Here is a 22,173-nt window from a genome sequence, read left to right on the forward strand (position 1 = left end):
TCCTCGGCCGCAATCGAGCGACATCTGTCTGCGACCCTCACCGCCGCAACGAAGTCGGGCATCGGCACCAGGTTCGATGTGTTGGCCGCGAACCGACGTCAACCGACGAAACCGTGTGTCGGGGCGTCCCTGCACGCGGTTTCGTCATCGGCCAGCCCTTACGAGACGGTCGACATGTGATCGTCATGCTCCGGGTTCGGCTGCAGATTTTCATCTAGTGCCCGGCCTTCGACATCGAGATCAGGGATTATTTTGTCGAGCCACTTCGGGAGCCACCAGGCGCTCTCACCCAGTAGAGCCAGCATCGCAGGCATGAGAATCAGGCGAACAATGAATGCGTCCGCGAAAACGCCGACTACCAGTCCGAAAGCGATGGACGCGGCGACTGCCATCGTGCTGCTGGCAAAGCCCGCGAAAACGAACACCATGATCGCTGCAGCGGAGACCAGCACAGGCGCCGAAGTCTTGAACCCGGACACAACAGCGTCTTTCGGTGACATTCCGCGCGAATGCATTTCTTGGATCCGCGAGACCAAAAAGACTTGATAGTCCATTGCCAAACCGAACAATACGCCGACCAGAATGATGGGGAGAACACTCAGCATCGGGTCGCCCTGTGGTGCAGGAATGAGCGCATCGAGCCAGCCCCATTGGAACACCGCGACACTGCCTCCGAAGGCTGCTCCCACCGACAACAGGTACCCCAGGGTCGCGATCAGCGGGACCAAAAGTGAACGGAACATTATTGTCAGCAGTATGAACGAGAGCACGACGATGACGGCAACGTACTTGAGCAGCGCCTGATGCAACTGTGCGTCCCCATCGACTCCAATTGCTGTTTCACCGGTGACCTCGAGATGTACACCGGTGATCGAGTCGGCGCGATCACGGATGTGGTCGACAAGGTCTTTCAAGCTTTCGTCGATCGGGCTTCCGACCGGGACCACCGTGTAGAGAACCGTTTCACCGTCAGCGCTGACCGTGCCGGGATCCACACTCTGCACGCCGTCGAGGCCAGCGAGTTGGAGCTGCACCGGCGTGAGGTCCGTAGCAGCGTTGTCCCCGTCTGCGACCACCATGAGCGGGCTTTGCACGCCGCCGAACTCGTCGACGATCAAGTCGTAGGCGTGACGCTGAGTCGATGCGGGATCCATGCCTCCCGGTACGTTCTGAGCTGTCTTCATGCTGAGCACGGGCAGCGTAATCAGAAGCAGGACAACAACTCCCGCAACAATCGACACCACGGGCCTCGTCACGAGGAACGCAACCCAGGCACCGAATATCCGCGTGCTTTTCGAAGGTGTCGGTTCAGCAGGATTGTTCTCGCCATCGCGAACCCTCTGCTTCCGGGGAAGCGCACGCATTCCGAGGGTACGCAGCAGGGTGGGCAACAACGTCACGGACATCAACATCGCCACCAGAACACCGAAGGCGCCGGCCATACCCATATCGGTGATGAAACTGATGCCGACCACACTCAGACCGGCGAGCGCGATGATGACGGTGAGACCGGCGAACACAACCGCGGTGCCGGCCGTACCAACAGCCCGACTCACTGCAAGTTCGACGCTATGACCCGATTTCAGCTCGGTCCGAAAGCGCGTCAGGATGAACAGGCTGTAATCGATGCCGACTGCAAGGCCGAGCATCGCCGACAAAGTGATGGTCGTGGGTTCGATCGGGCTCAATGCGCCGTAGGCGAGGACCCCGATTGTGCCGACCGCGACACCGCTGAGTGCCACGAGCATATTCGCACCCGCTGCCAGCAGGGAACCGAAGGTCAGGAAGAGCACGACGAACGCCACCAGAATCCCGGCGATCTCACCGACACCACCGACCGACGCCTCGGGTTCGAACAGTTGCCCGCCGACCTCGGCCGTCAGTGACGAGGGAGCCCCGTCGGCGACGGCAAGTACAGCGTCGTATGCCGCGACCTGTCTATCTTCGTCCATCGGGTCGAACGTCAGCGTCGACACCACGGTGGTCCCGTCCGCCGATACATAGGGACTGCTCGGGTCGAATGGGTCGCTCAACGACTGCAGACCGTCGACGCCCGCAGCCGAACTTAGGACTGCGTCGACCTGATCCCGCATCGTGGGGGCTGTTATCGCTTCGCCGTTCGTAGTCTGCAGAACGAGTTGAAGGCTGCCTCGGTCTTTGGCAGCGCCGTCTGGTGCGGGAAATTTGTCCGCCACCATTGTCATCGCTTGCCCTGCCCGGGTTTCCGGCGCCGACGGCGCAGCCGATTCAGTGCTCGAAGAAGTCCCGAATGCCAGAATACCGGTTAGTACGAGAAGTGCCGCCACCCATGCGACGACGACGAGTATTCGATGACGGGCACTGAAAAGCCCTATCCAAGCCAGACGTTTCGGCATGGTTCTCCTGAATTCGCTGCGAAGGTGACCGCGGGCGACGTGCGCCGCGATCATGACCCTTTCACTGTGCTGCGATTCGTCCGGTTAATCGTCGTCCAGGAGGACCGTTGCTCCTACTGCATCGGTAGTACGTCAATCAACGAGACCCGCCCGATACGCGAACGCGATCAGCTGTGCCCGGTCACGAGCGCCGACTTTTGTCATGGCTCGATTGATGTGAGTCTTCACCGTGAACGGCGACAGGTGGAGACCCGCCGCGATCCCTGCGTTGCTCTCCCCCGTTGCCGCCGCTAACACCGCTTCCAACTCGCGCGGGGTAAGAGCATCGAACTCCCGACGCAGTGCAGAATCGATCGCGCGCGGACGACTTTCAGCAACATGGTCGATCAACGACGCTGCAGCAGATGAGGAGAGAGCGGCACCCCCCGCCGCTACCTCACGGATTCGCGATGCCAACTCCGCAGGCCCCACGCCCTTACTCAGAAATCCGTTGGCGCCTGCCGTAAGCGCTTCCAGGACCGTAGATGCCTTGTCGAATGTTGTGAGCACGACGATCTTGACAGTGTCTGCGGACGCGAATTCCCGTATGCGTCGGGTCGCTTCGACCCCGTCCATCACAGGCATGCGTAAATCCATCAGCACGACTTCGGCGACGCCATCCCGAACCGCGCGCACCGCGGCGGCACCGTCGGCGACATCAGCGGTCACCTCGATGCCGTCGACGGCGTCGAGTATCGCACGGAGACCCTGCCGGATAATTTCTTGGTCGTCGGCAAGCAATACCCGAATCATGCCAAAGCCCCATGCTGCGAGGGAAATTCGGCTTCCACGACAAATTCGTCGGCGGCCGTTCCGATACGTAGTTGTCCGCCGACCGAGGTCACGCGTTCCCGCATACCCACGAGACCGTAGCCATCTCGTGCCCGGCCGCCGTTCGATTCGCTGCCTCGGATGTTGCTCACGCGCATCAGTATTCGGTTGTCGACCGTATCGATGTGCACGCTCGCCGATCCGTTCCCGTGCCGATGCGCATTGGTGAGTGCCTCTTGCATCACTCGGTAGAGCGCCACGTCGACGGCTGGCGCCAGGCAACCCGGATCGACGGACACCGCATCGTTTATGTCGAGACCTGCACCACGGAACGAAGCGAGCAACGTTTCCAACCTCCAAACGCTCGGAACCACCTCCGCGGCGGGACTGTCCTCGACGCCGCCACGCAAGACGCGCAGGATGCTCTGTGTTTCCTCGAGAATGGTTTGCACCCCTACCCGGGCTGACGCGATCGCGACGCGCGAGCGATCCGCTTCTGGTGGAAGCGCGACCTCTGCCATTCCCAAGTTCATGCTGAGAACGGCGACCTCGTGGCCCATCATGTCGTGCAAATCTCGCGCGATCCGGACCCTCTCCTCCGCAACTCTCCGGTTGACCTCGTTGTGACGCGCCGACGCGGCATCACGGGCACGGTCGTCGAGCGCATTCCAATACAGGTCTCGGCTTCGCACAGCATTTCCGGTCGCGGCGGCAGCCAGACACACCGAGAATCCGAGTATTGCGGCCGCGTCGAATAGTCCCGCGTCGTTCGCGTACACCGAAGCTCCGAATGCCACCGCTGCGGTCGTCAATCCTGTGCCGATCACCGACATGCCTCGCAGGGTCATGGTGAAGACGGTGAAGGTAGCGATCGTCCACATCACGAGAGGATCCCAGAACAGGGCATCGACGACGATGCCCAACAACACCAGGATCAAACCCACCCAGGGGTGCGAGCGGGCGAGCACCACGCCGCACATTGCGACGGCAAGCGCGACGTAGCCGCCTGGCGTACCGGAACCGGCGACCAACACTGCGAGCTCGACTGCCCCAGCCATCAGAGAGACGACGAACGCAGACTCGCTCAACACCGGAATCCGACGAAACCACGGACGTCGCACGCGCGGATCCCACGCTTCGACTGTTTTAGGCATGCTCCACATTCTTGCGCTGCTTCTGCCAACTGCGAACAACGGGTCGAGGATCGATCTCGCACCGAGCCAGCAGTGACCGTGACCCTGTTGCGCCCGAGAACACCTCACGTCCACGCCGGTTGCGCGTGCAGGCGCCTCTCGGCGTAGCCGCACACAGACGGGAGGCCTGATCGAACACCGCGCTCAATCGCTTATCGACAATGATTTTCGCAGCGCTGCGGTAGACGAAGAAGTTGCTCCGCACTTCGAGGGCGCCGACTGTCGTTTTGATACGAACAATCGACACCAGGTGTCGCGTGCGTCAGGGGGTTCCTCGGACCCCTGTTGCATCGACAGCAATCGACGAACGCGCCCGCGCACCATGTGAATGTCGTCGTCGATCACAACTGGCTCGTGCTCCGACGCGATCTCGCGATGCGTTCGCGCACCGGGACGGTCATGCGTGTGGGAATCCAAAAGCGACAGTCCTCGGTGAACAAGCTTACCCATGTGGTGGGACCGTTCTCCCCGTGGACGTTGCGTCGAACGTCGGACGCCACGCGCGTCCTGTTCCCGCGGCTCGCTGACCGCATGGACCATGCGTGAGAGGCGCTGACGAGCCCGTCACTTGCTTGTCAGGCTCGCCGGGAGCGGGCCTGACGGACCGCCTCGGTGATCACCGCGTTCACCTGGTCTCGGACTAGCTCGGGGATATCGGGCACGCCCATGACGAACAGCCCGATCAACCACGCCACCCCGCTCATGAGATCACGGAGGTTATGTTGCAGTGCAGCCATATTCGCGCACGGAGCACCGAAATCCGAGCCGTACACGAGGTGCTCTAGCGTCGTCACCGTCAATATTGGCGCCAGGGAACTAGCCGAACCCGACATTGCCGTGTCGTAATAAACCCTGCGCAGCGCCTGGGACACGTCCTCCGCCGTGACCCCCTCATGTGGGACCCAGTCCGCCTCGCACAAGAGGTGAAGCCGCCCCGCAAGTGCGGGAAGCACGCCACCGCCGTGGGTAAAGATCACGCGGACGGCCTGGTGGTCCTGCAACGTGCGTGACCACAGCAAACTCACCGCAGTTCGGGCTGTATCGAACGCCACTTCGAAGAGGGGCGGCGGTAGCGGCAACACTCCCGGGGTGAACGGATTCGGGTGAACCAGAACCGTGGCGCCTCGTCGGTCGAGTTCGCGCCACACGGGTCTGAATCGTTCTGCGCCCAGAAATTCCCCGCCGTAGGTCGCGCACAGCGCAAACCCGTCCGGTCGGTGTTCCCTCGTCACCCGTTCGATTTCCTCCACCGCCGCGTCGACATCCTCGAGCGGAGGTGCCGCGAGCAGACCGAACCGTGTGGGATCGTCGGCCACCGCGGACGCTCCGACGTCATTGGAGCGGCGCACGCCTGACGGGTCGTACACCGACGAGTCCGACGCCGAGGCCAACACTCCAGAAGTCCGCAGTCCGCGCGCTGACTCCCGACGGCTCGACGAATTGCGCGGACGCGTGCAGAACTACTCTCGCCACCAGACCATCGACGAATATGGGGTCGTACGGCCGAAGCTCGGACAACGACCCGGTGCCGATCTCGAGGACATTCTTATGCTCCTGATCGCCACAGGTGCTCGCATCGGTGAGCTCTTGGCTTTGAAGTGGGACCAAGTCGATCTGGACTCGCCGATCCCGACAGTCACATTCAGCGCAACTCTTGTTGTTCCGCGAGCGGCCGGCGAGCGCCTCTTCCGTCAGAACTTCCGAAAGGGTGATGCACCTCCGCTTACCGTGGTGCTCCCGCCGTTCGCGGTCACAGCACTCCGACGTAGGCGCGCTATGCCAACTTTTCAGAACCCGGAGAACGCGCTGTTCGTGACGGGCACCGGCAATTGGGTATCGCCGGCGAACGTTCGGAGATCGTGGCGAGCTGCACGCGGCGACAACTTCGACTGGGTAACTCCTCACACCCTCAGAAAGACCGTAGCCACTCTGGTAAAAGAGACTTACGGGGTCGAAGCAGCTCAGATTCAGCTGGGACACGCCAACACGAGGGTCACCGAGGCGCACTACATCCAGCGAGTGACCTTGGCCCCAGACATGAGCGACGCGCTGAACAAGTTTGCGCCCAAGGCTTAGGCTTCCCCATGCATCAAGGTCCGGCTGAGCCGGTCGCGTGGACAGTTGGGCCTGGCCCCATCATCGGCAATTCTGGCCAGATCTCGGCAGGCGGGACCGATCGCGCTCGCCGCAACCTCGAACGATCTGTCCTTGAACTTTCGAGAGCGTAAACGGACCGCAGGCGTAAAGCCGCCCATCAAGGGTCGCGCGGAGCTCCTAGCAGGAACGGAGCAAGCAACTCATCACTTTGCCCTCAAAGTGATGAGTAAGTGATGAGTTGGGGCAAAACCCCGCAAAAGCAAAACACCCCGCCTCCAGCTTTACGCTGGTGACGGGGTGTTTTAGTGTGCGCCATCAGGGATTCGAACCCCGGACCCGCTGATTAAGAGTCAGCTGCTCTAACCAACTGAGCTAATGGCGCCGATCCGCAGCGCGTGTTCTCTGCGCTGCGGGAGAAACATTAACAGGAGAAGCCGCCGAATGTGAAATCGCCAGGTCAGAGCACCTGAAACGTCAGCTGAAGATCTTTCGGACAACGAGAACCGCGACGACTGCACCCACCCCGATGAGGGTGAACTTCACCGGGGGCTCGTTGAGCTTGGCGACGATGTTCTGCTTGGTGGTCTCGGCGATCCGCTTCGGGCTGGCCCGGACGCTGAGCTCATCCAAGGTGCTGGCGAGCTGGTTTCGAGCAGCCTCGATCTCGCGCTCGATCTTGTCGGTGTCCCTGGCCACGTGTCCTCCAACTTGTCGCAAAAGCTTGTATGTCACGGTCGAGCCTAGAGCACTGCGAATCTTGGATAGTCTCGTCGTGTGACCGATACCGAAAAGCTAGAGGCCGGCGACACCGCGCCAGCGTTCACTCTCCCCGACGCAGACGGAAACGACGTCTCCTTGTCCGACTACAAGGGCAAGAAAGTCATCGTCTACTTCTACCCGGCTGCCAGCACTCCGGGCTGCACCAAGCAGGCGTGCGACTTCCGTGACAGCCTCGCCGAGCTAAACGGCGAGGGTCTGGACGTCATCGGCATCTCCCCCGACAAGCCGGCCAAGCTGGCCAAGTTCCGCGACAAAGAAGGCCTGAACTTCCCGTTGCTTTCCGACGAGGAGAAGACGACGCTCAGAGCCTGGAGCGCGTTCGGCGAGAAGAAGAACTATGGCAAGGTCTACGAGGGCGTCATTCGTTCGACGTTCCTTGTGGACGAAGAGGGCAAGATCGAGGTTGCGCAGTACAACGTCCGCGCAACCGGCCACGTCGCCAAACTTCGCCGCGACCTATCGGTCTGAAGAACCCAACTTTTGCAGGAACAAGGCTTCGGCCACCGCGAGGTTCTCGATCTCGCGGGGGTCGACGCTTTCGTTCGGGGCATGAATCCTGCACAGCGGTTCCTCGACGCCCATCAAAATGATCTCGGCTTTCGGGAAGGTCTGTGCGAGAACATTGCACAGTGGGATCGAGCCACCCTGCCCAGCCGATGCCACCGGCCGACCGAATGCGTCGGCCAGCGCGTCGCTCAGGGCTGCGTAGCCCGGTCCGTCGGTCAGGGCTTTGAACGGGGAACCGACAGCCTCCGGTTCGACGGTAATCCGCGCGCTCCAGGGGACGTGAGCTTTCAGGTGTTCCGTCAGCGCATCCTGCGCCTGCTGGGCGTCGATTCCGGGCGGCACGCGGAGATTCAGGCGGGCCGATGCCGTCGGCGATATCGCTGCTGCCGACCCGACCACGGGCGGGCAGTCGATGCCGAGGACCGTGAGTGCCGGCCGCGCCCACACCGCGTCGGCGACGGTCGACGACCCTGCTAGCTCGACCCCCTCCAGCACGCTCGCATCGGCCCGAAAGCGCTCAGGTGCGTAGTCGATGCCATCCCAGCTCTGGTCGGTGGTCAGACCGTCGACGACGGTGTTGCCGTGCTCGTCTCGCAGCGTAGACAGCAGCTGAATCAGCGCGGCGAGCGCATCGGGCGCCGGTCCCCCGTACATGCCGGAATGTACTTCGCCCTCGAGAGTGTCGATGCGGACGATCACATTGGCGATACCGCGGAGCGTGGTGGTCAGGGTCGGCTGCCCGACTTCGGCATTGCCTGTGTCGGCAACAACGATGATGTCCGACGCGAACAGCTCGGGCCGGTCGACGACGAGGTGTTCGAGGCCGCCCGTGCCCATCTCCTCCGAACCTTCTGAGACGACGGTTATCCCGACGCCGAGATCGTCACCGATCGCCCGAAGCGCGAGCAGATGCATGATCACATTGCCCTTGCAGTCCGCGGCGCCGCGGCCGTACCAGCGACCATCGCGCTCGGTGAGCTCGAAAGGTTCACTGCTCCAAAGACTTCTCTCGCCATCGGGTTGAACGTCGTAGTGGGAGTACAGCAGCACCGTCGGTGCGCCTTCGGGGGCGGGCCTGTGCCCGACAACAGCGAGGGAACCGTCGACGGTGTCGATCAACTCCGCACTGGTGATGCCTGCATCGAGAAACGCATCACGCACCCACTCGGCTGCACCGACGCATTCTTGTCGCGGGTACTGGCGCTCGTCTGCGACCGATCGAAACCTGACCAGATCCGACAGTTCACGCCACGCCCGTGGCATGTCTGCAGCAACTCGGGCCCGCACTTCCGACATCAGAACTCCTCGACGACTCGACCTGCACTCTGTGGTCATTCTGTCATCGAGCGCCCGGCGAAACTCAGCGCGTCAGTTTCCGACGATCTCCTGCTGCAACCACTCCGCGGTGTGAGCCCAGTGACGGTTCCACGCCTCCTGCTCCAACTGCTCCTGGGACTTGCCGGGCTCCGGAATGATCGGCGGCAGAGCAAACACCGGGGGCTCAACCGTCGCGTGCGGCACAACGGCAGCAGCAGGAGGAATTGCCGACGCAGGAATAGGCGTCAGGCGCTCCGACGCCGGCCTTGCGACCCCAGTAGTCGGATCGATCGTCCACTGCTCATCAGGGGCTTGGGCGACAACTGGAAGCTGGGTCACCGGATCGATGACGACGGGCGGCGGCGACGGTGCGGCGGGCGGTGCCGGTTGCGTCACCTCGACGGTCCCAGTGGCACCGGTCAAACTCGTGTCGATGCCGGTAGCCTCCGGCGCCGCAACGTCCTTGGCCTCGGTGCCTGCGGTCTCGGTCGCGGGTAGGACCGCCGCAAGCGCGACGCCGCCGGACATCACTGCCGCCAACAGCGCTGCGGTCAGCACAATCTTCTTGCGCGAAAACGAACTCTGTCGGGGCACAGCAGCAGGGGCAGATTCGGTCGTCGAGATCGCGCTCTGCCCGACCGAAGGCAGAGACGCGACGGTCGGTGCCAGCGACGCGACCGGCGCGACCTCCTTCGCCGGAGCCGACTTAGTCGATATAGGTTCGGCTGGAACGAGTTTCGTCGACGCCATCTTCTCGACCTTGTGCATGGTCACGGCGTCCTGGACGACCGAGACGGGCTCAGCGAGGGCGGCTGGCTCTGCGACCTCGGCAACCTTGGCCGACTTGGCGAGGCTGGCTGGCGTGGCCGGCTCTGCAACCTTGGCAGGCTCGGCGACCTTGGCGACCGCGGTGTTCGTCGGAACGATCTTCACCGCTGCACGGGCACTCGACACAGCGACAGTTGACCGTGCAGCACCAGACTTCCTGGTTCCGAACGCCTTCTTCACTGCGGCAGGCTTGTGCAGAGAAGCAGCTGTTTTTGCGGCGCCGGACTGTACGGCAGCGGACGTTGTGGAAGCAGCCGTTGTGGAAGCAGCCGTTGTGGAAGCAGCCGTTGTCGATACTGGGATCTTGTCCGGGTCGGCTCCGTCCACCGGTGCCGCCGCGGAACTGTCGGTACGTGCCGCAGCGAGCAACGCTGCGCCTCGTACTGCGATTTCGTCGCCATCCTCGACGCAGACCACTGGAACCCCCAACCCCAGGGCAAGGATGTCCACGATGTCAGGACTGGCCGATCGGTCGCCGAACAGGGCGACTGCTGTCGGCTTGCGGGCCGCCTCGTCGACAACTTCCCAGACAAGCGGAACGGTACTACCAATTCGCTCAGGGCTCATGGAGTCGAGAACTGCAGTTTTCGGGGCCGTCAGACTCTCGCTTTTCGCGTCGGCCAAAATCACCGACACCCCGGATTCGCCCAGGAAGTACAGCAGTACGCAATCGGATGAATCGAACTCCGGCGACCTGGCCAGCCACCCGAGAACTGCCGTCGCGGCGGGGACCAACTCGATGTCGCTCAGTTCGCTATCGGCGATAGCTTTCGAGAAACGGATCCGTTCGTCCTCCGAGCGATAGACCAGTGCCGTCGCATCCACGATCATCCCGCGCCGAGCTGCGATACTGTGCATCGCCTGTACCGCCGCGGGAAGCGAAGACGATTCGCCACCCCTCAGCGATGTCGTCTGGCTCGCTACAACCATGTCCGCTTCGGAGTCGAAGAGAACAGCATTCAGTGCGCCCGCCTCGATCGATAGACCGATGTTCGCCACGTGTTCCTCCTGTGCCCTTGGGTGAGGCTCCCGACATGAGCACCCCGATTCGACATCGGCGGCGCGCACCCTGCCCGAAAACGTAACTTTCAATACGAACCATACCCACCGATTGTTTTCTTGACCAGAAAACAACTTATTACCCGTCACAACACGACTACGAGGGGGCATGTCGAAGATGACAGCGAAATGGTGGAGTCGGGGCCCGAGCGGGTACCTGTTACTGCGTGTAGTGGAGTTAAACCACATCAGCCCGCTAGCCTGAGCGGGTGGAGTCCTCTGCTAGCGCCCAATCTGCGAGACGTCTCGACGCCGCGCTCGAATCGACGGCGGAGACTCAGGAGCTGATGCCACGGCGCCGACCCACCCAGGAGCGGAGTCAGCGCAAATTCGATGCCCTGCTCGCATCGTCGCGGGACTTGCTCAGCGATGTCGGGTTCGAATCGTTCACCTGCGAAGAAGTAGCGGCGCGCGCCGAGCTGCCCATCGGCACCCTGTACCAGTTCTTTGCGAACAAGTACGTGATCGTGTGCGAGCTCAACCGTCAAGACCTGGTCGGTGTCCAGCAGGAGCTCGCCGAGTTCAACGGTGAAGTCCCGTCATTGGACTGGCTGCGCTTCCTCAACAAGTTCGTCGATCACATGGCTGGGATGTGGATGTCCGACCCTTCCCGACGCGAAGTGTGGCTGGCAATGCAATCCACCCCCTCCACCCGAGCGACCGGGGTCATTCACGAACGCGAGTTCGCCGATCAGGTCGCCAAAATGCTCGGCCCGCTGACTCCCCGCACTCCACGGGCCAAACGCAATCTGATGGCCCAGGTACTCGTCCACATCGTCTACTCGATGCTGAATTTCTCCGTCCAGGACGGCCAGAGCCACGAGGACGCCGTCGCTGAGCTCAAGCAGATCATGACGGCCTACCTCCTCGTTGCGGAGAAGCAGTCCCGTCGATCGGGTGCAACCGTCGAATAGAACGCCAGTGGGTGGGCGCTGTTGCCCAATATTCTCGATGCCCGCGGGAATCCCCTGCATCCGGGCAAGTATTGGGCACTGACGCCCGCCCTCCGTTCGCCCCAGGTGACCGAAAGAACCGCTGGTCCGACTCGCGGTCCTCAGTGCGCACTATCGTCGGGAATCGACGGAATCCCGCCGCTACTGGCCGATAGTGTGCACACAGGTCCGCCGGTGCACTCCCGCGGTGACCGAATGAGACATTCGCTCACACCTGAGGTGACCGAATCAGCCGTTCGCTCACACCAGAGGTGACCGAATCAGCCGTTCGCTCACCACAAGTGACCGAATGAGACAGTCGCACACTCTGAGTGACCGAATCAGCCGTTCGATCACCCCAGGTGACCCAAGTAGACAGTCGCTCACCCCAGGTGACCGAATGAGACATTCGCTCACACCTGAGGTGACCGAATCAGCCGTTCGGTCCGCCGGTCCGCCGGGCCGCCGGGCCGCCGGGCCGCCGGAACGAACCCCACACACACGAAAACGCCGGCCCACCCGCAGGTGGACCGGCGTTTCGGTGTGTACAGACCTACTCCTCCAGGATCGCCACCGCTGCAGCGATGTCGCCGTCATGGGTGAGCGAAAGGTGGATCTTCACCGTCGGCAGGAACTCGAGTGCCATTCCGTGCAGCTTGATGGACGGCCGACCCCACGCGTCGTTGACGACCTCGATCAAGGGATACGGGTTGTCACCGATCTGCGGTGGTCGAGCGAACCGTGAGGTCGCCCAAGCCTTCAGCACTGCTTCCTTGGCGGCCCACCGTGCTGCGTAGTGGCGGGCAGGTTCGGAACTCTTCGTCGCTGCGTGTCGACGCTCCCCCGCGGTGAAGCTGTCGCGGATCATCGTCGTGCCGGCTTTTTCCATCTGCTCGGCGAAGTCGGACACGGTCACCAGGTCGAAACCCACTCCCAAGATGGCCATATCTACTTGCACCCCGGCAGACCCGAGCGGTAGACGTCGTCGTCGCCGAGGCGTGCAGCCTCGTTGAGCAAGACGTCTGCCTCGAGCTCGCGCGACGCCTTGGCGGGCGTCCCGTCGTGTCCGAGCCTTCGGTCGTCCGGTCGCTCGTACAGGGCGTCACCTCCCACCATTGCGGAGATCAGCCTGCGCTGACCGGCGATACGACGCGCATTCGCCTTGGCCACGTACTCCTCGCGCTGTGCGACGGGTACAGCCTCGACGAACGCCTGCGGGTGCACGACGGCGATGAGGCCGGAGACGTGTCCGAAGCCGAGCGAGGTCAGCAGACCGGCCTTCAGGGGCACCGAGTCACCGAACCTCAATGGCTCCCGAGCCCACACGAGGTGTTCGTAGCTCGTCATCTTGTCGTCGACGCAGTCGAGACTGCGGTTCGGCGGGATGACGCCGTTTGTGAGCACCTGGCAGAGTCCGATCAGCTGGAATGCTGCGGCGCCGCCCTTCGAGTGTCCGGTGAGGCTCTTCTGCGAGACGACGAACAGCGGTGCACCGTCGGTGCGGCCGATGGCCTTTGCGAGGCGGGTGTGAAGCTCGGCCTCGTTCGGGTCGTTGGCTGCGGTGGAGGTGTCGTGCTTGGAGATCACGGCGATCTCGTCGGCACTGACGCCAAGAGCGTTCAGTGACAGTGCGAATGTCGAATCCTTGCCGCCGCGACCGGCGCTGAGTGCGCCGAGTCCCGGAGCCGGGATGGAGGTGTGCACACCGTCGCCGAACGACTGTGCGTACGCCACCACACCGAGGACCGGGAGACCCATTTCGAGTGCAAGGTCTCCGCGCGCCAGCAGGATGGTTCCGCCGCCCTGCGACTCCACGAATCCGCCGCGACGACGATCGTTGGCCCGCGAGAATCGACGATCACTGATTCCCTTGGCGGACATCGCTGCCGAGTCCGCTGTTGCCGACATGTCGCCGAAGCCGATGATGCCTTCGGTGCTCAGGTCGTCGAAGCCGCCGGCCACGACCAGTTGCGCCTTGCCCAACTTGATCTTGTCGACGCCTTCTTCGACGGAGACTGCCGCGGTGGCGCAGGCGGCGACGGGGTGAACCATCGCGCCGTAGCTACCGATGTACGACTGAACCACGTGCGCAGCAACGACGTTCGGCAGAGCTTCCTGCAGGATGTCGTTCGCACGAGCGTCGCCGAGCAACGTGTCGATGTACAGCGAGCGCATCGACTCCATACCGCCCATGCCGGTGCCCTGGGTGTTGGCGACCAGCGTCGGGTGGACCCAGCGCATCAGTTCCGACGGGTTGAAGCCCGAGGAGATGAACGCGTCGACCGTGGTGACGATGTTCCACAGTGCAACTCGGTCGATCGAGCTGGCCATGTCGGGCGAGATGCCCCACTTGGTCGGATCGAATCCGGTTGGAATCTGTCCACCCACGGTGCGGGTGAGCTTCATCTTGCGCGGAACGCGAATCTCGGTGCCGGCCTTGCGGGTGACCTGCCAATCACTCGAATCCGGAACCGGAGTGATCAGCGTGTGCTCGGGATCGGCTGCAGCGAACGAGCGTGCGTCGATCTCGGTTCCGACGACGAACGTCAGGTCGTTGTCGAGGAAGATCGAGGTCATGAGCGGCGCAGAGTTGCCGACCATGGCGCCGTCGTCAGCGTAGGTGCGGATACCGCACTTCTCGACGACGATGTCGTGGTACTTGTCCGCGATCTCTTCTTCCGGCACGAAGTCGCCGGATTCGATGTCGTACCAGCCCGGCTTGGGGTCGTTCTCCCAGGCGATGAGGCCGGTGTTCCACGCGAGTTCGAGAACGCCTGCAGCAGAGAGCTGCTCGTCGACCTCCATCTCGAAGCGGGTACGAGCCGAGCCGTACGGCCCGAGCTCGCCGGCACCGACGATGACGATCAGGTCCTTCGGATCGACGTCGAGCTTCGGCCATGCCGGAGCGGTGGTCGCAGCGAGCCGCGGCGGTGCAGGCAGTGCGGCGATGACCGCGCTGTCGGCTTCTTCCACGACCTTGTCGGCAGCCGCTGCCGCAGCTTCACGAGCCAGCTCGACGAGGTTGAGCTTGGTGTTCGCCAAGCCGCCCGTCAGATCTGCGAGCAGCGGTGCTTCCGCAGCCTGACGCTGAGCTTTAGCGTCGGAGAGCTTCAGCAGTTCGGTTGCCATCTCGTCCGTGGACCAGGTGCGCACGCCTTCTGCTTCGACTGCCTCGACGATCGGATCGTTGCCGCCCATGAGGCCTGTTCCACGAACCCAGCCGATGTGCGCATGAGCAATGGTGACCCGCTCGGCCCAATTCTTCTCCGAGCCCCACTTCGCCGCGATGGCGTCGAGCGCGGCCTTGGACTCGCCGTAGGCACCGTCGCCACCGAACATTCCGCGGTTCGGAGAACCAGGCAGGACGACGTGCAGATGTGTGTCGACGTCGTTGTCGTAACCGATCTTCGACAGTCCGGCGATGAGACGCTCGACAGACCAGAGCAGCACCCGCATTTCCATCTCGGCACGGCCACCGGCGTCGGACATTTCGCCGACGACGCGAGGCGCAGCGAACGGGAACAGCAAGGTCGGGGTGATTCCGGCCTTGACGAGTGTCTTTGCGCCACCGGCATTGTCGACCTGGTCGGAGCCGATCCACTCGATGAGTGCGTCGACGTCCGAGTAGGACGCGATGTTGGCGGGCACGACCCACAGTGATGCACCGGCGCGAGCGTTCTCGCGGTACAGGCTGCGGTAGAAGCCGAGTCGCTCCTCGTCGAGACGTGAGGTGGTGACGAAGACCGTCGCTCCCCCACCCAGCAGCTTGGCTGCGACCGATGCGGCAATCGAGCCCTTGCTGCCGCCGGTGATCACGGCGACCTCGTCGGACCACTCGCCCTTCTCGTCGGAGTCGAGCGCGATCGCGGCGATCCGGCCGAAGGTGTCGGCAAGAACTGCCTTGCCCTCGGCGGCGGCCTTGGACTTCCACCACTGTGCCTGTGCGGCAACAGCGTTGCCTGCACCTGCGAAGGACTCGACTGCAAGGTCACCTGCGGTACCGAGCCACAGACGGGCCAGGTCCTCACGGGCAGTGGCCCAGCGGTCGTCGATCAGTACCGCGCGTCGAGCATCGAATGCGGGTGCGACGAGGCGCGGCCAATCCGAACCGAGTTCTGCCGCAACCAGATCGACGAGCGCCGCGTCCGGGTTCTCCACGGCCAGTGCGTTCGGAGCGTCGGCGAGGCCGAGCTGCTCCAGCACGAGGCGAGCAGCCGAAGCCAGCACTCCGTCCCGTCCGGTGATGTGTTCGGTGAACTCACCGAGTGCAGCAGCGTCGACGGTTCCTCCGCCGCCACCGCCGGTCTGCGGCAGCGAGACTGCGACGCCGCGACGGGCAGCAACTGCGGCCACTGCCGAGTCGATGACGTTGTCGACGGCAGCGCCGTCGGCCAGAGCACCGTCGGCGAGTCCGCCGAGAGCGCCACCGCGCACCGATACGCCGTCACGAGTACCGAGGGCGACCTCGGCGGTGACGTGGTTGGCCCAACCGTCGCCCAGTTCCCAGGTCTTCTTGACGCGGTCCGCGATGGAGGCGGGTCGACGTCCTGACGGCCCGAACACCTTGCGCAGGTGGTCGTTGATCGAGTCGCTCAACACGGGGCCGAACGGCTTGTACGTACGAGCCAGCTTGTTGACCGTGCCGGAGAGCGCACCCATGTCGGCATCGGCAGCACCGTCGATGGCGCCGAGCGAGAGCTCGGAACCGAGGTCGACGAGCAGCTGATTACGACGCGAGGACACGCCGTCGCACAGGGCTTCGATGGTGTCAGCGGGTCCGATTTGATCGAGCTGCAGTTTGGTCCACAGGCCGATCAGGATCTTGGTTGCATCTGCTGCGCTGAAGGCGATGTCGTCGGGACGCGGTCCACCGGACGGTGCAGCGGCAGGTGCGGCGGCCGGGGCTGCTGCTGCGGGAGCGGCTGCAGTCTCGGCAACGGGTGCCGACTCTTCTTCTTCGGCAGGCGCAGGATCGGTGTCGGTGCCGTAGACGATCGCGGCTTCACGCTCGACGTTGAGGACCTCGACCGGCAACCCGAAGCGACCCGGCAACTTCAGCGTCTGTGATGCGAGGTTGGCGACGGTCGGCGTTGCGCTGAGACCGATTTCGACGAAGCGCTCGACGCCGAGGCCACCGTCCGCCTCGTCGGCGAACAACAGGTCCTGGGTCTCGATCCAGCGCACCGGGCTGGCGAACTGCCATGCCAGCAGCTCGGTGAGAACGACGCGGCACAGATCGTGCGGACGTGCCGCCCACGAATCGAAGTCAGCGAGGACACCGTCGAGCGGCTCCGAAGGAACCAGATCCGCGATTTCCTGGATGAACTCGCGTTCGAGCGAGAACGGCTTCGGAACCAGGTTCGGAACGTAACGGCCGAGCAGGATCTCGGGATCGAGATCTTCGGGCAGCAGCGCCTCCAGTCGGGTGCGGAAGTCGTCGACTCCCCCGCGCAGGACTGTCGAGTGGAACGGCACGTCGATGCCGGGAACCATGATGTAAGCGGCCTTGCCACCGAACTCGGCCCGGCGGATCGCGATCTTCTTCTCGAGCTCGCCGAGTCCGTCGACCGTGCCGGCGATGGCGTACTGGCTGCCACGCAGGTTGAGGTTGACGATCTCGAGGAACTCACCGGACTCCTCGGCGACACCGGCGACGAAGCTTTGAACGTCCTCGTCGGCGAGACCGATCTGCGACGGCCTGATCGCCGCCATGCGGTAGTTGCTTCGCCCCGCAGCGTCACGTGGGACAAGTGCGTGCATCGCCGATCCACGCTGGAAGACGACCTCGAGAACGGCTTCGAGCGGAAGAACACCGGCGACGGCAGCGAGAGCGTTGTACTCACCGACGGAGTGTCCGGCGAGAATCGAGTTCTCGACGAACACGCCGGACTCACGGAGCTCGGCAACCTGCGCGACGCCGAGGACCGCCATGGCGACCTGGGTGAACTGCGTCAGGTGCAGCACGCCGTCGGGATGCTTGTGCGTGACGCCGCGCGCCTTGAGCGTCGTCGGATTGTCCCGCACGACAGCGAGAATCGAGAATCCGAGAGCTGAGCGGGTGTGCTTGTCGGCACGCTCCCACACTTCGCGGGCAGCCTTGGAACGTGAACGGGCGTCGAGTCCCATGCCCTGACGCTGGATGCCCTGGCCGGGGAATGCGTAGACCGTCTTCGGTGCGGCGGTACGTGCCGTCGCGACCATGACGAGCTCACCGTCGACACGGCAGCCGACCTCGATGAGCTCGGCGCCCTGATCGAATCCGGTGCGATCGACGCGGACGTCGATCTCCGCTCCTGGGCGAACCATGCCCAGGAATCGTGCTGTCCACGCGGTCAAGCGACGCGGCGGGGTCTTGGTGTCCTCGAAATCGACAGCGGTGACGGTCTGCTGGGCAGCAGCCGAGAGCCACATGCCGTGCACGATCGGGCTACCGAGACCGGCGAGGAGCGCTGCGGAATCGGAGGTGTGGATCGGGTTGTGATCACCCGAGACCTGTGCGAACGCAGCCATGTTGCGCGGAGCGACGATCGTGGCCTGACGACGACGTCGACGCGGTGTGTCCTTGGCGTCGGCCGAGACCGAACCACCGGCGCGAGCCGGGTCGACGAGCTCACCCTTACCGGTGCGTCCGCGAATCGCGAAGCGCTCCACCAAAGTTGCGATGGACGGCGCTTCGGTACCTTCACCGAGCGCAGCACCGATTTCGACGGTCACCTCGACGACACGGCCCAGGTCGGTGTCGAGCACCTCTCCGGCTTCGGCCTTGACCACGAGGATCGACGGGTCGGTCGGGAGTTCGCCGACGAGGTTCACGCTGTGGTCGAGGTGAACCAGGTCGAGCATGCCCTCGATCACATCGAGGCCCGAATCTGTACGCGCGGAACCGAGTACGGCGAACACGGCCGGCCAGCAGGCGCCGACGAGCACGTCGGGAACGGCTTTGTCACTGACGGTCAACGACTCGGGCAGACCCGAACCGGTGACGCCTGCGTGATCGGCGACCATGTCGGGGATCCACGCCAGGCTGATGCGAGCCGCGCCGTTCTTGACCTTCGGAAGATCCTGTCCTGCTGCAACTCCGAGGAGCGCCGACATCGATGTCTGTGCATCGTCGGCAGTGACGACGGGTGCGCCTCCGTCGATGGTCGACGCCGGGACGGTCAAGCGAATGCTGACCTCCTTGCCCGGAGCAAGCGGAACCCTCAGATCGACGTGCTCGGAATCGACCACTGTCAGTGTGGATCCGGTCTGCGGATGCGAGGCGACGGACTCGGAGGTGACGAGCCAGTCCGCGGGATCACCCAGGCGTGCAACGGGGTTCTGTGTCATCCGCGAAGCCCAGTTGACGTCGGGGGCGGCGAGGACGATGCCGAGAAGTCCCGGTGCGATCTCGACGTGCCGACGGCTTGCGATCTGCTTGGCTTCGATTCCTTCGGCGATCAGCTGATCTGCTGTTGCCTTCTCGAAACGATCGAGCAGTTCGCCGACGGGCTCGTCGACGCGGGTGATGCCTGCGACGGCGACGGTGCCGGGAATGATGCATACCTGGTCCGCCGAGTAGCGAGCGTCGTGTGCCTGCCACAGTGAGTCACTCCGCCACCAGCGACGGACGTCGCCGTCGACGACGGGAACGAAGTTGACGGGCTTACCCGGCAGTCGGCACAGCGAGGTGAAGAAGGTGATGTCGGCGGGGTGCAGAACGACATCGCCGGCATCGGGGAACTGAGCCACCAAGGAGCTCAGTGCGGCACGCGGGCGCTCAAGTGTCTCGACATCTGCGAACAAGGTCGGGATCGGACCGCGGTCGACCGGGTGCAGACGTGCCTCGGCGCGCTGCAGCATCTCGAGGAATCGGGTGCGCCATGTGACGTCGAGCCACACGGATTCGGTCGCCTCGTTCAAGGCGTCGGTGAATCCGCCACCACAATCGAAATCCTTGCGTACGTCGGTGCCGATGGCGAGATCCAGGTAGCGGGTGAGCCACTGCTGGTACGTCATGTCCGCGACGTCGCCGAAGAAGGGCTTCGCGGTGCCGTCGAGCGCAGCGATGATCTCGTCGCGGCGTTCCGCTACTGCCTCGGAATCGCCTGCGACCTCGTCGAGTAGGCGTCCACATCGCGATGCCGCATTGTCGATTTCGTGAATGTCGGCGCCGAGCTGGCTACGGCCTGAGGCCATTCCGCCATTGGCGGTACCTGCGCCGACCCAGTCCGGAGTTCCCGGGGTGTCAACGAGAAGCTGCTTGACCTCCGGTGCCGTGGTCGCTTCGAGTGTTGCCATCGCAGCGGTTCCGACGAGAATGCCGTCGAGGGGCATCTTCGGGTAGCCGTGCACGGCAGACCAGGTACCGGTGAGGTACTCGGCTGCACGCTCGGGAGTACCGATGCCGCCGCCGACGCAGATGACGAGGTTGGGACGAGAACGAAGTTCTGCGTAGGTGGCCAGCAGCAGATCGTCGAGGTCTTCCCACGAGTGGTGTCCGCCTGCGCGACCACCCTCGATGTGAACGTTGACCTGATAGGACGGAACCTCGTTCGCTATCCGGATGACCGCGCGAATCTGCGCGACGGTACCGGGCTTGAACGAGACGTAGCTGATCCCCGCTTCGGTGAGCTCCTCGATGAGTGCAACGGCCTCGTCGAGTTCGGGGATACCCGCAGTGACGACGACGCCGTCGAATGCGGCACCCGCGGCACGAGCGCGCTGGACCAGACGACGTCCGCCGAGCTGCAACTTCCACAGGTACGGATCGAGAAAGAGCGAGTTGAACTGCACAGCGCGGCCCGGCTCGAGCAGTTGGGACAGCTCAGCGACGCGGTCGGTGAAGATGTCCTCGGTGACCTGTCCACCGCCGGCGAGCTCGGCCCAGTGACCTGCGTTCGCTGCGGCAGCAACGATCTTCGCATCGACGGTGGTCGGGGTCATTCCCGCAAGCAGGATCGGCGAGCGTCCGGTCATCTTGGTGAACGATGTCTCGACGACGACCCGGCCGTCCGGCAACGTGACTGGCTGGGGTGCGAATTCGGACCAGGACGGCTGAACCTCGGGCGCTGCGCCCGGCGTGAGGAGGTTGCGGTGTCCACCGCGAGTCGACGCCGCGATGATCCCGACGCCCTGGCCGCGGAGGGCGGGGGTGGTCATGCGGGTGAGGAGGTCGCCCGGACCCAGGTCGAGGATCCAGTTGGCACCGGCGGCGACGACGCCGTCGATCTCGGTAACCCAGTCGACGGGGTCGACGAGGATGCGCTGTGCGAGCCTGCGGGCGACATCGACGTCGAGCCCGGTGCGCTGAGCCCAGGATGCGACCAGTTCGACCGCGTCGCTCAGTGCTGGATGGTGGAAGCCGATCTCGACAGGGAGAATCTCGAATACCGGGGCGAACACAGCTCCGCCGCGCTTCTTGGAGTCACGTTCACGCTCCTCGGAGACGGCGATCTGCTCGGCGCGTTGCTGAACGCGCGCAAGCTGTGCAGGCGGGCCTGCAAGAACGACGCGGCGACGACCGTTGCGGATGGCGAGCACTGCAGAGCGCTCGGGAGCACCGTCGATGGCGAGTTCGTCGACGATCGCCTGGAGCCGCTCCGGCTCGACGTTCGAGACCGAGACCATGGGAGCGCGGTCGGCTGCGCCGAGGATTCCGCGACGACGACCGACGAGTCCGGCTGCGGCACCGATCAACTGCGCAACCGCGAGAAGGTGTGCGTCTTCGCTGCCGTTGCTCTTGACCGACTCGGCGGCAATGAGCCCCTGCGAATGTCCGATGACGGTGACGGGAGGAGCTTCCGCGGGGTCGAGGCCCTGCAGCTTGAGGGCGCGCAACGCAGCAACCTGAGTCAGGAAGACGCCGGGCAGAGAAACCGCTGCGGAGGTGAGTGCCGCCTCGGAGGGGCCGAAAGAGCCGGCGCCGTCGAGATCGTCGGCGAGGTCTTGCTCCAACATCCAGCCGATGGGATCGAAACCGACGGAGCGGACGACAAGGAGCTCGTCGGCGACCGGAGTCAGAATCGCGGCCGACTCGTTGACGAGGTCGGTGAGCTCGGGCTCGAGTGCGGAATCACGCGCAAGCTCTTCGAGCGAGCTGAGCCATGGCGATCCCTGACCGCCGAACGCCAGTGCGTAAGGCTCGCCGGCCGCGAAGCGGTCTGCGAGGGTACGAGAACCGCCACCGCTCTTGGGGAATCTTCCCGCGCCCTGTCCGTGTGATGGTGTGCTCTCGTTGATCGTCAAGTGCTTGTGTTCCTCTCGTGAGCAACCCCAGGGGGGTCCGAAGTTGCT

Annotated in this window: 13 protein-coding genes and 1 tRNA gene; 4 read left to right on the plus strand and 10 right to left on the minus strand. The window is 63.8% G+C overall.

Annotated features, from left to right (window positions below):
- Positions 1 to 158: 158 nt before the first annotated feature.
- The 3 genes from D8W71_RS21270 to D8W71_RS21280 all read right to left on the minus strand — a co-directional run bounded on the left by D8W71_RS21270 (position 159) and on the right by D8W71_RS21280 (position 4,339).
- Positions 159 to 2,375 (minus strand): MMPL family transporter, encoded by a 2,217-nt coding sequence (locus D8W71_RS21270; RefSeq protein WP_121119712.1) that lies wholly within the window; start codon positions 2,373 to 2,375, stop codon positions 159 to 161.
- Between the two features lie 132 nt (positions 2,376 to 2,507).
- Positions 2,508 to 3,167 (minus strand): response regulator transcription factor, encoded by a 660-nt coding sequence (locus tag D8W71_RS21275; protein WP_121116320.1) that lies wholly within the window; start codon positions 3,165 to 3,167, stop codon positions 2,508 to 2,510.
- Positions 3,164 to 4,339, minus strand: coding sequence for a sensor histidine kinase (locus tag D8W71_RS21280; RefSeq protein WP_161965483.1), 1,176 nt, complete (start codon positions 4,337 to 4,339; stop codon positions 3,164 to 3,166). The genes D8W71_RS21275 and D8W71_RS21280 overlap by 4 nt, the downstream gene beginning before the upstream one ends.
- Before the next feature lie 324 nt (positions 4,340 to 4,663).
- On the opposite strand from D8W71_RS21280, the gene D8W71_RS21290 reads away from it, so the two are divergent.
- Entirely contained in the window at positions 4,664 to 4,924 is a 261-nt protein-coding gene (locus D8W71_RS21290) for a hypothetical protein (RefSeq protein WP_153275408.1), read from the plus strand.
- Positions 4,925 to 4,953: 29 nt separating this feature from the next.
- Here D8W71_RS21290 and D8W71_RS21295 read toward each other — a convergent pair whose 3' ends face one another.
- Positions 4,954 to 5,772, minus strand: a complete 819-nt coding sequence (locus D8W71_RS21295) for an amidohydrolase family protein (protein WP_328588803.1) — start codon at positions 5,770 to 5,772, stop codon at positions 4,954 to 4,956.
- Between D8W71_RS21295 and D8W71_RS21300 the strand changes: the two genes are divergently transcribed.
- The gene (locus D8W71_RS21300) at positions 5,678 to 6,454 is read left to right on the plus strand and encodes a tyrosine-type recombinase/integrase (protein ID WP_153275409.1); all 777 of its coding nucleotides are present in this window, start codon (positions 5,678 to 5,680) and stop codon (positions 6,452 to 6,454) included. The genes D8W71_RS21295 and D8W71_RS21300 overlap by 95 nt on opposite strands.
- A 329-nt stretch (positions 6,455 to 6,783) precedes the next feature.
- Here the strand turns inward: D8W71_RS21300 and D8W71_RS21305 are convergent.
- Positions 6,784 to 6,857: transfer RNA gene (locus D8W71_RS21305), tRNA-Lys, on the minus strand.
- A 92-nt stretch (positions 6,858 to 6,949) separates the two neighbouring features.
- A complete protein-coding gene (locus D8W71_RS21310; protein WP_121116332.1) occupies positions 6,950 to 7,171 on the minus strand; it encodes a DUF3618 domain-containing protein in 222 nt (73 codons plus the stop codon).
- A gap of 78 nt (positions 7,172 to 7,249) precedes the next feature.
- Here D8W71_RS21310 and bcp point away from each other — a divergent pair, with 78 nt between their 5' ends.
- Positions 7,250 to 7,723, plus strand: coding sequence for a thioredoxin-dependent thiol peroxidase (gene bcp, locus D8W71_RS21315; protein ID WP_121116335.1), 474 nt, complete (start codon positions 7,250 to 7,252; stop codon positions 7,721 to 7,723).
- Here bcp and D8W71_RS21320 read toward each other — a convergent pair.
- Both D8W71_RS21320 and D8W71_RS21325 read right to left on the minus strand, forming a co-directional pair.
- Positions 7,712 to 9,061, minus strand: a complete 1,350-nt coding sequence (locus tag D8W71_RS21320; protein ID WP_442972062.1) for a dipeptidase — start codon at positions 9,059 to 9,061, stop codon at positions 7,712 to 7,714. The two genes, bcp and D8W71_RS21320, sit on opposite strands and share 12 nt — an antisense overlap.
- A 69-nt stretch (positions 9,062 to 9,130) precedes the next feature.
- Positions 9,131 to 10,906, minus strand: a complete 1,776-nt coding sequence (locus D8W71_RS21325; RefSeq protein WP_121116339.1) for a hypothetical protein — start codon at positions 10,904 to 10,906, stop codon at positions 9,131 to 9,133.
- Between the two features lie 347 nt (positions 10,907 to 11,253).
- Between D8W71_RS21325 and D8W71_RS21330 the strand changes: the two genes are divergently transcribed.
- A complete protein-coding gene (locus D8W71_RS21330; protein ID WP_121116341.1) occupies positions 11,254 to 11,880 on the plus strand; it encodes a TetR/AcrR family transcriptional regulator in 627 nt (208 codons plus the stop codon).
- Positions 11,881 to 12,451: 571 nt separating this feature from the next.
- Here the strand turns inward: D8W71_RS21330 and acpS are convergent.
- Both acpS and D8W71_RS21340 read right to left on the minus strand, forming a co-directional pair.
- The gene (gene acpS, locus D8W71_RS21335; RefSeq protein ID WP_121116343.1) at positions 12,452 to 12,844 is read right to left on the minus strand and encodes a holo-ACP synthase AcpS; all 393 of its coding nucleotides are present in this window, start codon (positions 12,842 to 12,844) and stop codon (positions 12,452 to 12,454) included.
- Between the two features lie 2 nt (positions 12,845 to 12,846).
- Positions 12,847 to 22,125: a type I polyketide synthase gene (locus D8W71_RS21340; protein WP_121116345.1), complete on the minus strand. Its 9,279-nt coding sequence runs from the start codon at positions 22,123 to 22,125 to the stop codon at positions 12,847 to 12,849.
- Positions 22,126 to 22,173 lie beyond the last annotated feature (48 nt).

The sequence above is a fragment of the Rhodococcus sp. P1Y genome, assembly GCF_003641205.1.
Taxonomy (GTDB): Bacteria; Actinomycetota; Actinomycetes; order Mycobacteriales; family Mycobacteriaceae; genus Rhodococcoides.